This window comes from Lentibacter sp. (assembly GCF_965657785.1).
In the GTDB taxonomy this organism is placed as follows: Bacteria; Pseudomonadota; Alphaproteobacteria; order Rhodobacterales; family Rhodobacteraceae; genus Lentibacter.
The window spans coordinates 1-9,124 of sequence record NZ_CBFHPP010000042.1 but is presented as its reverse complement, the minus strand read 5'-3'; the positions used below and the strand labels follow the sequence as shown (position 1 = coordinate 9,124).

The 9,124-nt window shown below is 57.2% G+C and carries 10 protein-coding genes and 1 pseudogene; all 11 read left to right on the top strand.

All coding sequences use genetic code 11. From position 1 onward, the window contains the following. Positions 1 to 100 (top strand): annotated as a pseudogene (locus tag ACTF58_RS13105) (NADH-quinone oxidoreductase subunit B); the annotation flags it as partial. 23 nt (positions 101 to 123) lie between these two features. After that, the gene (locus tag ACTF58_RS13100) at positions 124 to 732 is read left to right on the top strand and encodes an NADH-quinone oxidoreductase subunit C (RefSeq protein WP_438992412.1); all 609 of its coding nucleotides are present in this window, start codon (positions 124 to 126) and stop codon (positions 730 to 732) included. After that, positions 732 to 1,949 carry an NADH-quinone oxidoreductase subunit D gene (locus ACTF58_RS13095; RefSeq protein WP_438992414.1) on the top strand — a complete coding sequence of 406 codons (1,218 nt, stop codon included), beginning with the start codon at positions 732 to 734 and terminating at the stop codon, positions 1,947 to 1,949. The genes ACTF58_RS13100 and ACTF58_RS13095 overlap by 1 nt, the downstream gene beginning before the upstream one ends. Positions 1,950 to 1,989: 40 nt before the next feature. Then, complete coding sequence (locus ACTF58_RS13090) at positions 1,990 to 3,123, top strand: NADH-quinone oxidoreductase subunit E (RefSeq protein WP_438992411.1); 1,134 nt, start codon at positions 1,990 to 1,992, stop codon at positions 3,121 to 3,123. Between the two features lie 39 nt (positions 3,124 to 3,162). Next, positions 3,163 to 4,089, top strand: a complete 927-nt coding sequence (locus ACTF58_RS13085; RefSeq protein ID WP_438992410.1) for a hypothetical protein — start codon at positions 3,163 to 3,165, stop codon at positions 4,087 to 4,089. A gap of 12 nt (positions 4,090 to 4,101) precedes the next feature. Beyond that, positions 4,102 to 4,326 carry a DUF5337 domain-containing protein gene (locus tag ACTF58_RS13080; protein ID WP_438992409.1) on the top strand — a complete coding sequence of 75 codons (225 nt, stop codon included), beginning with the start codon at positions 4,102 to 4,104 and terminating at the stop codon, positions 4,324 to 4,326. Between the two features lie 5 nt (positions 4,327 to 4,331). Further along, on the top strand, positions 4,332 to 5,624 hold the full coding sequence (gene nuoF, locus ACTF58_RS13075; protein ID WP_438992408.1) for an NADH-quinone oxidoreductase subunit NuoF: 1,293 nt from the start codon (positions 4,332 to 4,334) through the stop codon (positions 5,622 to 5,624). 160 nt (positions 5,625 to 5,784) lie between these two features. Beyond that, complete coding sequence (locus ACTF58_RS13070; RefSeq protein WP_438992407.1) at positions 5,785 to 6,153, top strand: hypothetical protein; 369 nt, start codon at positions 5,785 to 5,787, stop codon at positions 6,151 to 6,153. Between the two features lie 146 nt (positions 6,154 to 6,299). Beyond that, positions 6,300 to 6,716, top strand: coding sequence for a DUF5333 domain-containing protein (locus ACTF58_RS13065; protein ID WP_438992406.1), 417 nt, complete (start codon positions 6,300 to 6,302; stop codon positions 6,714 to 6,716). Between the two features lie 6 nt (positions 6,717 to 6,722). Further along, positions 6,723 to 8,744 carry an NADH-quinone oxidoreductase subunit NuoG gene (gene nuoG, locus ACTF58_RS13060; protein ID WP_438992405.1) on the top strand — a complete coding sequence of 674 codons (2,022 nt, stop codon included), beginning with the start codon at positions 6,723 to 6,725 and terminating at the stop codon, positions 8,742 to 8,744. A 35-nt stretch (positions 8,745 to 8,779) separates the two neighbouring features. Continuing rightward, positions 8,780 to 9,124 (top strand): hypothetical protein (locus tag ACTF58_RS13055; protein ID WP_438992413.1); only part of this gene is annotated, 345 nt, incomplete at its 3' end.

Here is a 9,124-nt window from a genome sequence, read left to right as displayed (position 1 = left end):
TATTTATGTTCCGGGGTGCCCTCCGACGGCGGAAGCGCTTCTTTACGGGATCATGCAGCTGGCGCGTAAAATCCGCCGCACAGGAACGATTGCGCGTTAAGCGCAGGCGAGAGGAATAAATTTATGAGCGAAGAGCTGCGAGAGCTGGGCGCGTTTATCGAGGCCAAACGGCCCGAGTGTGTGCTGGGTTGGGATGTGAGCTTTGGCGAGCTGAGCCTTGATGTGGCCCCTGCGAATATCGCGGGGCTTGTCGAGTTTTTGAAGGCCGACAACGCTTGCAAGTTTTCGACCTTGGTTGACCTGACGGCTGTAGACTATCCCGAGCGCCCGAAGCGCTTTGAGGTTGTTTATCATTTCCTCAGTATGTTTCAGAATCACCGTATTCGCCTCAAGATGGCGATCCGTGAGGATGAGATCGTGCCGTCGATCACCGAAGTTCACCCAAGCGCGAACTGGTTTGAGCGGGAAGTCTTTGATATGTTTGGTATTCTCTTCAGCGGCCACCCTGATTTGCGCCGTATTTTGACGGACTATGGCTTTCGCGGCTATCCGCTGCGCAAGGATTTTCCGACAACGGGCTATGTCGAGCTGCGCTATGACGAGGCGCAAAAGCGCGTTGTCTATGAGCCTGTGAAGCTGGTTCAGGAATACCGGCAGTTTGACTTTATGAGCCCGTGGGAGGGCGCGAATTACATCCTTCCAGGTGATGAAAAAGGCGAGGGCGCGAAATGATGGATGGCACGAGCTTTGACGACGCCCAGACGGGCGAGCAGAAAATTCGCAACTTCAACCTGAACTTCGGCCCGCAGCACCCTGCGGCGCACGGCGTTTTGCGGCTTGTGCTTGAGCTTGACGGCGAGATTGTGGAGCGGTGCGACCCGCATATCGGCCTGCTGCATCGTGGCACGGAAAAGCTCATGGAGAGCCGCACCTACCTTCAGAATCTGCCATATTTTGACCGTCTTGATTATGTCGGCACGATGAACCAGGAACACGCTTGGTGTCTTGCGATCGAAAAGCTGACAGGTGTGGAAGTGCCGCGCCGTGCGAGCCTTATTCGCGTGCTGTATTGCGAGATCGGCCGTATTTTGAACCACTTGCTCAACGTGACAACGCAAGCGCTTGACGTGGGCGCCCTTACGCCGCCTGTTTGGGGCTTTGAAGAGCGCGAAAAGCTGATGGTGTTTTATGAGCGGGCCTGTGGCGCGCGGCTTCACGCGGCGTATTTCCGCCCCGGCGGTGTGCATCAAGACCTGCCGCCTGATCTGATTGACGATATCGAAGAGTGGGCCATCGGCTTTCCGAAGTTTCTGGAAGACCTTGGTGGGCTGCTCACAGAGAACCGTATTTTCAAGCAGCGTAATGTCGAGATCGGTGTGATCACCGAGCAGGACGTTCTGGATTGGGCAATGTCGGGCGTAATGGCGCGCTCGGTTGGTATGGCGTGGGATTTGCGCCGCGCGCAGCCCTATGAATGCTATGATGAGTTCGAGTTCCAGATCCCTGTGGGCAAGAACGGCGACTGCTATGACCGTTACCTGATGCGCATGGAAGAAATGCGCCAGTCTGCACACATCATGATCCAGGCCTGCCACAAGCTGCGCGCGCCTGAGGGGCAGGGCGACATTCTGGCCCGTGGCAAGCTGACGCCGCCCAAGCGCGCCGAGATGAAGACCTCGATGGAAGCTCTGATCCATCACTTCAAGCTTTACACCGAGGGCTTTCACGTGCCTGAGGGCGAGACTTATGTCTGTGTCGAAGCGCCTAAGGGCGAGTTTGGCGTTTATCTTGTGTCTGATGGCACGAACAAGCCTTACCGCAGCAAAATCCGCGCGCCGGGGTATCTGCATTTGCAGGCCATGGACCATATTGCGCGCGGCTATCAGCTTGCCGATGTTGCTGCGATCATCGGGACTATGGATGTTGTGTTTGGGGAGATCGACAGGTGAGCCTGTCGGTTGTTAAGCTACTAAAGAAAGAGAAGAACTGATGCTTCGTCGTCTTTATCATGATCAGCCAGAGAGCTTTGCTTTCACGCCTGCAAACCAAGAGTGGGCCGAGGCGCAGATCACAAAATACCCCGAAGGCCGTCAAGCAAGCGCGGTCATTCCGCTTTTGTGGCGCGCACAGGAGCAAGAGGGCTGGGTGACCCGTCCGATCATTGAGACGGTCGCCAATATGCTTGGCATGGCGCAGATCCGCGTGCTTGAAGTGGCCTCGTTTTACTTTATGTTCCAGCTCCAACCTGTTGGCTCTGTTGCACATATTCAGGTTTGTGGGACGCTGTCCTGCATGATTTGTGGCGCGGAAGACTTGATTGCCGTTTGCAAAGACAAGATCGCGGCCAAGCCACATCAGCTTTCAGAGGATGGGCGTTTTTCTTGGGAAGAGGTCGAATGTTTGGGCGCGTGCTCCAACGCTCCGATGGCTCAAATCGGCAAAGATTATTACGAAGACCTCACGGCTGAGGGCTTTGGCAAAATCCTTGACGAGCTGGCGGCAGGGCGCGTGCCTGTTCCTGGCCCGCAAAACGGGCGCTATGCGGCTGAGCCTTTGTCTGGCCTGACATCGCTGACCGAGTATGACAGCGGTAAAACGCAATATAACGCCAGTGCTCAGCTGGCTGTGGACCTTGGCGAGACTGTGAAGCGGATTGACGGAACCGAAGTTCCGATCTTGACGCCATGGCTTGACCGCTCGGACAAATCGGGTGGGACCGCGAAGGCCAAGTCCAAGGCGGCTCCTAAAAAACCGACAACGGCAAAGGCCGCTGCGCCGAAGGGCGTGAAGAGCGAAGTGAAGCCGACGTCACCCAAGTCTAAGCCTGCGGCGCCAGAGGCTGTTGTGGCTGAGAAAAAACCGCGCACTATGACGGCGCCACGCAAAGCGGGGGCGGATGATCTGAAATTGATCAGTGGTGTTGGCCCCAAGCTCGAGCAAACACTAAATGACCTCGGTTTCTGGCATTTTGACCAGATCGAGAAATGGACAGATGACGAGATTGCATGGGTGGACAGCCGCCTGAGATTTAAGGGTCGTATCACGCGGGATGACTGGATGGCGCAAGCTCGCATTCTTGCGGCGGGTGGCGAGACAGAATTTTCGAAGAAAAACAAAAAATAAAAGTGAAATGCCGCATGGTTTCGGCAAGGGGGAAGTGAAATGAAACATACGTCAGGTTTAGGGTTTTGTGGTTGGGTGTGCTGGCTGCTTGGTTTGGTTGCGGGTATTTTTGCCTACGCGCTAAGCCACAGCGCCGTTGGCCCCTTTGCCGCGTTGTTGGTGGGCCTGGCGGTCGGGATTTTTGCTGGGCTAGTCCTCAGCGCGCTCTTCTGTAAGAGCGGTGCAAAAGATACGGTAGCTGATGTCGCCCCCTCAAGCGCGCCTACTGCCGCAAGCGCTGGCAATGCTGCTTCAACGGCAGCCAAGACGGATGACGGGACAGCAGCAGCGACAGCAGCGGACGAAAAACGCAAGGCAGAAGCCAAGCACACTCCAAAAGCTGCGCAGGAGAGTAAGGCGAATGCCAAAGCAGCACCGAAGTCTGCACCGAAAGCAAAGACTGTGAAGGCTGCTGCCAAGCCAAAGGCTGCCGCGAAAGCCGGCACAGCAAAGGCAAGCACCACGACGAAGGCGGCCGTCAAACCGGCTGCGAAGGCTACGGCAAAAGCGAAGTCCAGCAAGACAGCCCCTGCGAAGGCGGCAACGGCCCCAAAAGCAGCTGCAAAAACCGCAGCCAAAACAACGCCTGCGGCCAAGGCGAAGGCCGCTCCAAAGGCCGCGTCAGCCAAAGCGACTGCAACGCCTGCGGGCGAGAAGAAACCACGCAGCATGAAAGCGCCGCGCAAGTCGGGGGCGGATGACCTCAAGTTGATCAGCGGCGTTGGCCCCAAGCTCGAGCAGACACTCAACGAGCTTGGCTTCTGGCATTATGACCAGATCGAGAAATGGGGCAAAGCCGAGATTGAATGGGTCGACAGTCGCCTTCGTTTTAAAGGCCGTATCGAACGCGACGATTGGATGGCGCAAGCCAAGATCCTTGCGGCGGGTGGTGAGACAGAGTTTTCGAAGAAAAAGAAGAAAGCTTGATAGGATATGGCTATGAGCAGTGAGCAGGACCAAAAGCAGGCACGGGCGGGGCGGGTGGTTTCACTTGTGATCGCTGGCGCAATGGTTTTGTGGCTTGCTGCTCAGTGGCTTGGGCCTCAGGTGGGGCTCGCGGGGCGCTATGCGCTCCTGATAGATTTTGCGGCGATTGGCGCGCTCGTATGGGCGCTGGTTGTCACGTTGCAGCTCTGGCGCAAGCGCCAGGACAAAGAGGGTTAAGGCATATGCTCAAAGATCAGGACCGTATCTTTACCAATATTTACGGAATGCACGAGCGCACTTTACGCGGCGCGCAGGCACGTGGGCATTGGGACGGGACCGACAAGCTCATCGGCAAGGGCCGTGACTGGATCATCGACGAGATGAAAGCCAGCGGCTTGCGCGGGCGTGGCGGTGCGGGCTTCCCGACGGGGCTTAAGTGGAGCTTTATGCCCAAAGAGAGTGATGGGCGGCCATCTTATCTGGTTGTGAATGCGGATGAATCCGAGCCAGGAACCTGTAAGGACCGCGAGATCATGCGCCATGATCCGCATACGCTGATTGAGGGCTGCCTGATCGCAAGTTTTGCGATGCAAGCACACGCCTGCTACATCTATATTCGCGGTGAATACATCCGCGAGAAAGAAGCGCTTCAGGCGGCGATTGATGAGGCCTATGACGCGGGCCTTGTTGGCAAGAATGCGGCAGGTAGCGGCTGGGATTTTGACATCTATCTGCACCACGGCGCTGGCGCTTATATTTGTGGTGAGGAAACAGCCCTTCTTGAAAGCCTTGAAGGCAAGAAGGGGATGCCACGGATGAAGCCGCCGTTCCCTGCAGGGGCGGGTCTTTATGGCTGCCCAACCACTGTGAACAACGTTGAGAGCATTGCTGTTGTGCCAACCATCCTGCGGCGCGGTGCGAGCTGGTTTGCAGGCTTTGGCCGCCAGAACAACGCTGGCACAAAGCTGTTTGCGATCTCTGGTCATGTGAACACGCCCTGTGTTGTCGAAGAAGAGATGAGCATCAGCTTTGAAGAACTGATTGAGAAGCATTGCGGCGGGATCCGTGGCGGCTGGGGCAACCTTAAGGCTGTGATCCCCGGTGGCTCCTCTGTGCCCTGTGTGCGCGGGGAGCACATGAAAGACGCGATAATGGATTTTGATTACCTGCGGGGTGAGCTTGGCTCGGGCCTTGGCACTGCGGCTGTGATCGTGATGGATCAAAGCACTGATATTATTAAGGCAATCTGGCGTCTGGCGAAATTCTACAAACACGAAAGCTGCGGGCAGTGCACCCCTTGTCGCGAAGGCACAGGCTGGATGATGCGTGTTATGGAGCGTCTGGTGCAGGGCAATGCAGACCCTGAAGAAATCGATATGCTTTGGGATGTAACCAAGCAGGTAGAAGGCCACACGATCTGCGCGCTTGGCGATGCGGCGGCTTGGCCCATTCAGGGGCTGATCCGCAACTTCCGCGACGAGATTGAAGACCGTATCAAAGCCCAAGCTTCGGGCAAGACACTGGCGGCGGAGTAAGAGATTTCATGACGAACGCCGTGCACATGACAACCCTGCCAAGCAGCCCTGTTCAGGTCGCTCTGGGAGCGTGTTTGCGTATGGCGGCTAGGGGCGGTTGTTTGATCTGGCCTCGGGGGGCCGTTGGTCTGACTGAGGCTCAGGGCAGAGGGATCAGGATATGACCATGCAAAAAAGAGCCTCACTGCTTGGCCTCTCTCTCTTGGTTGTGATGTCGGTTGCTGGCTGTGAGCGGGCAAAAGGCACGGTGGGTGCGCAGAGCTATGCCTATGAGGGCGCCGTTTTCAAAGGCAAACTTAACCGCGACCGCGACGATCGGTCGAAGTTTTCTGTCTCGGTGCGGGGCGCAAGCCGCGGTGTGGCAGGCGCCTTGGAGGCCGCGCGCATTGAGGCCAACCGCTATTGCATTGAACAATATGGCAACACAGCGATCCTTTGGGAAGGGCAGGGCCCTGACACGGAGCTTGAGGGCGTGACGCTTTCAGATGGCGGGATGCTTTCACTGAGCGGGCGGTGCAGCGGATGGTAAGTTATGCTCTCCATAAGGCGCGGCACGCTGCCCCGAGCGGCGCGGCGTTTGGCTGTTATTGCATATCAGACGCTGGCGTCACCTCTTCTGTAGAGAGAAAGCGCAGAGTCTCTGCGCCTCTGGCCCTGCAGAAAAGGAATGCGCATATGAAAGTGTTGAATAGTGTTGTGGTGACTGCGGTTATGGCAGGTGGCCTTCTGGGAGGAACGATGGCCGCTGCGAAGCCAAACTTGCGCGATGTCCGCGAGATTGACGACCAGATGCTGAATGTCGGACTTGCGCTGATCATTTCAAAAGAATGCGACAGTATCAGCGAGCGCAAGCTCAAGGGCCTGTCTTTTCTCTGGGATCTGAAAAAGCGCGCCAATGCCCTCGGGTATAGTGACGACGAGATTAACGCCTATCGCAAGAGCGATGCCGAGAAGGCACGGCTTAGAGCGGCAGGCGAAGACTATGTGAAATCAAAAGGGTTGAACCCGAAAGATGCTGCTGATTTGTGCAAGCTTGGCTACGCCGAGATTGAAAATGGCAGCACGATCGGAAGCCTGCTGAGAGCGAAGTGAGACGACATGAGCGATTTACGCAAAATCATCATTGATGAAAAAGAGGTAGAAGTTGACGGCGCGATGACGCTGATTCAAGCCTGTGAAGAAGCCGGCGTTGAAGTGCCGCGTTTTTGCTATCACGAGCGCCTCAGCATTGCGGGCAACTGCCGTATGTGCCTTGTGGAAGTTGTTGGTGGTCCACCCAAGCCTGCAGCGTCTTGCGCGATGCAAGTGCGTGACTTGCGCCCCGGCCCTGAGGGACAGCCGCCTGTTGTGAAAACAAATTCGCCGATGGTGAAGAAAGCGCGTGAAGGCGTGATGGAATTCTTGTTGATCAACCATCCGCTGGATTGCCCGATTTGCGACCAAGGCGGCGAATGCGACCTGCAGGATCAGGCCATGGCCTATGGCGTTGATTTCTCACGCTTCCGCGAGCCAAAGCGTGCCTCGGACGATCTGGACCTTGGCCCGCTGGTTGAAACTCACATGACCCGCTGCATTTCGTGCACGCGCTGTGTGCGCTTTACCACCGAGGTCGCTGGGATCACCCAGATGGGCCAGACGGGCCGCGGCGAAGACAGCGAAATCACCGCCTATTTGGGCGAGACGCTCGACAGCAACTTGCAGGGCAATATTATTGATCTCTGCCCTGTGGGCGCGCTTGTGAGCAAGCCTTATGCCTTCACCGCGCGGCCTTGGGAACTCACCAAGACCGAAACGATTGATGTGATGGATGCGCTTGGCTCCTCTATTCGGGTCGATACAAAGGGCCGCGAAGTGATGCGGATCGTGCCGCGTAACCATGACGGCGTGAACGAAGAGTGGATTTCTGACAAAACCCGTTTTGTCTGGGACGGTCTGCGCCGCCAGCGTCTGGACACGTCTTACATTCGCGAAAACGGCAAGCTGCGCGCCGCAAGCTGGGGCGAGGCCTTGAGCCTTGCGGGCGAAAAGATCAAAGGCGCCAGCAAAGTCGCTGGTCTTGTGGGCGATCTCGTTTCTGTGGAAGCCGCCTTTGCGCTGAAGCAGCTTGTTGAAGGGCTGGGCGGAAGCGTCGAATGCCGCACCGATGGGGCAAAGCTGCCAGCGGGCAACCGCTCGGGCTATGTGGGCACGGCCAGCATTGAAGACATTGACACCGCGCAGATGATCCAACTGATTGGAACAAACCCGCGCGAGGAAGCGCCTGTGCTTAACGCGCGCATTCGCCGTGCCTGGGCGCGGGGAGCGGACGTGGGGCTGATCGGCCAAGCCGTTGATCTGACCTATGAATATTCACATATGGGCGACGACCGCGCAGCACTTGAAAAGGCGCTTGGCGGAACCTTCAAAGAGGTTCTTGAGGTCGAGAGTCTTGTGATTGTTGGCCAAGGCGCGATCCGTGAAGCCGACGGCGCGGCGGTTCTGGCCGCTGCGATGCAGCTTGCGGAGGCAACAGGATCAAAACTTCTGGTGCTGCACACAGCCGCGAGCCGTGTGGGGGCGATGGATATCAACGCCGTTACCGAAGGCGGCCTTGCGGCGGCGACCGAGGGCGCAGATGTGATCTACAACCTCGGGTCTGACGAGGTTGACATTCAGGCAGGGGCGTTTGTGATCTATCAAGGCAGCCATGGCGACCGTGGCGCACATCGTGCTGATGTGATTTTGCCAGGGGCTGCCTACACGGAAGAGCAGGGCTTGTTTGTGAATACGGAAGGCCGCGCACAGCTCGCGTTGCGTGCTGGCTTTGCACCTGGTGAGGCGAAGGAAAACTGGGCCATTCTGCGAGCGCTTTCGGCAGAAGCCGGGGCGACACAGCCTTGGGACAGTCTTGCACAGCTGCGTCAGGCGCTTGTTGCAGAGGTTCCGCATCTGGCGCAGATTGATGAGGTTCCTGAGAACGCATGGACATCTGAAGCGCCGGGCAAACTTGGCACTGCGAGCTTCAAAAATGCGATTTCAGATTTCTACCTGACCAACCCGATTGCACGCGCCTCCGAGCTTATGGCGGAATTGAGTGCGGGCGTAAAAGCGCGTGGCGCACAGAAAGTGGCCGCCGAGTGACGCCTCTGGCGCGCATAACTCTGAGCGCGGCCTCTTTGGCCGTGCTGGGCGCTTACGAGGAGACATCCCGCGAGGTTGTGAGCCGTGCTGCGCCTGAAGATACGAGGCCTGCACTCAGCTATAAAGGCATTGAGACCCGTCTTTTGGATGGCGATCTCGTGCAATTTGTGGTGGCGATAGAGGGTGAGGCGCAGCCTGACGATGTGCGCCGTTATACAGAATGTGCGGCTGCGCAGTATTCGCTGATCCGTGGATACGGATTTGCGCGCCATCTGCGCACAAATGTTGAGATTAAGGGTGGTCAGTGGCGCGGAGATGCGGTTTACACCATCTCGGCAGCGCTGCCACGCGGTTTGAAAACGATTGATGCTGAAGTCATC

Bases quoted from the DNA above. Each gene is read 5' to 3' on its own strand.
- ACTF58_RS13100 (WP_438992412.1), top strand. From the start codon at position 124: ATGAGCGAAGAGCTGCGAGAGCTGGGCGCGTTTATCGAGGCCAAACGG.
- ACTF58_RS13095 (WP_438992414.1), top strand. From the start codon at position 732: ATGGATGGCACGAGCTTTGACGACGCCCAGACGGGCGAGCAGAAAATT.
- ACTF58_RS13090 (WP_438992411.1), top strand. From the start codon at position 1,990: ATGCTTCGTCGTCTTTATCATGATCAGCCAGAGAGCTTTGCTTTCACG.
- ACTF58_RS13085 (WP_438992410.1), top strand. From the start codon at position 3,163: ATGAAACATACGTCAGGTTTAGGGTTTTGTGGTTGGGTGTGCTGGCTG.
- ACTF58_RS13080 (WP_438992409.1), top strand. From the start codon at position 4,102: ATGAGCAGTGAGCAGGACCAAAAGCAGGCACGGGCGGGGCGGGTGGTT.
- nuoF (WP_438992408.1), top strand. From the start codon at position 4,332: ATGCTCAAAGATCAGGACCGTATCTTTACCAATATTTACGGAATGCAC.
- ACTF58_RS13070 (WP_438992407.1), top strand. From the start codon at position 5,785: ATGACCATGCAAAAAAGAGCCTCACTGCTTGGCCTCTCTCTCTTGGTT.
- ACTF58_RS13065 (WP_438992406.1), top strand. From the start codon at position 6,300: ATGAAAGTGTTGAATAGTGTTGTGGTGACTGCGGTTATGGCAGGTGGC.
- nuoG (WP_438992405.1), top strand. From the start codon at position 6,723: ATGAGCGATTTACGCAAAATCATCATTGATGAAAAAGAGGTAGAAGTT.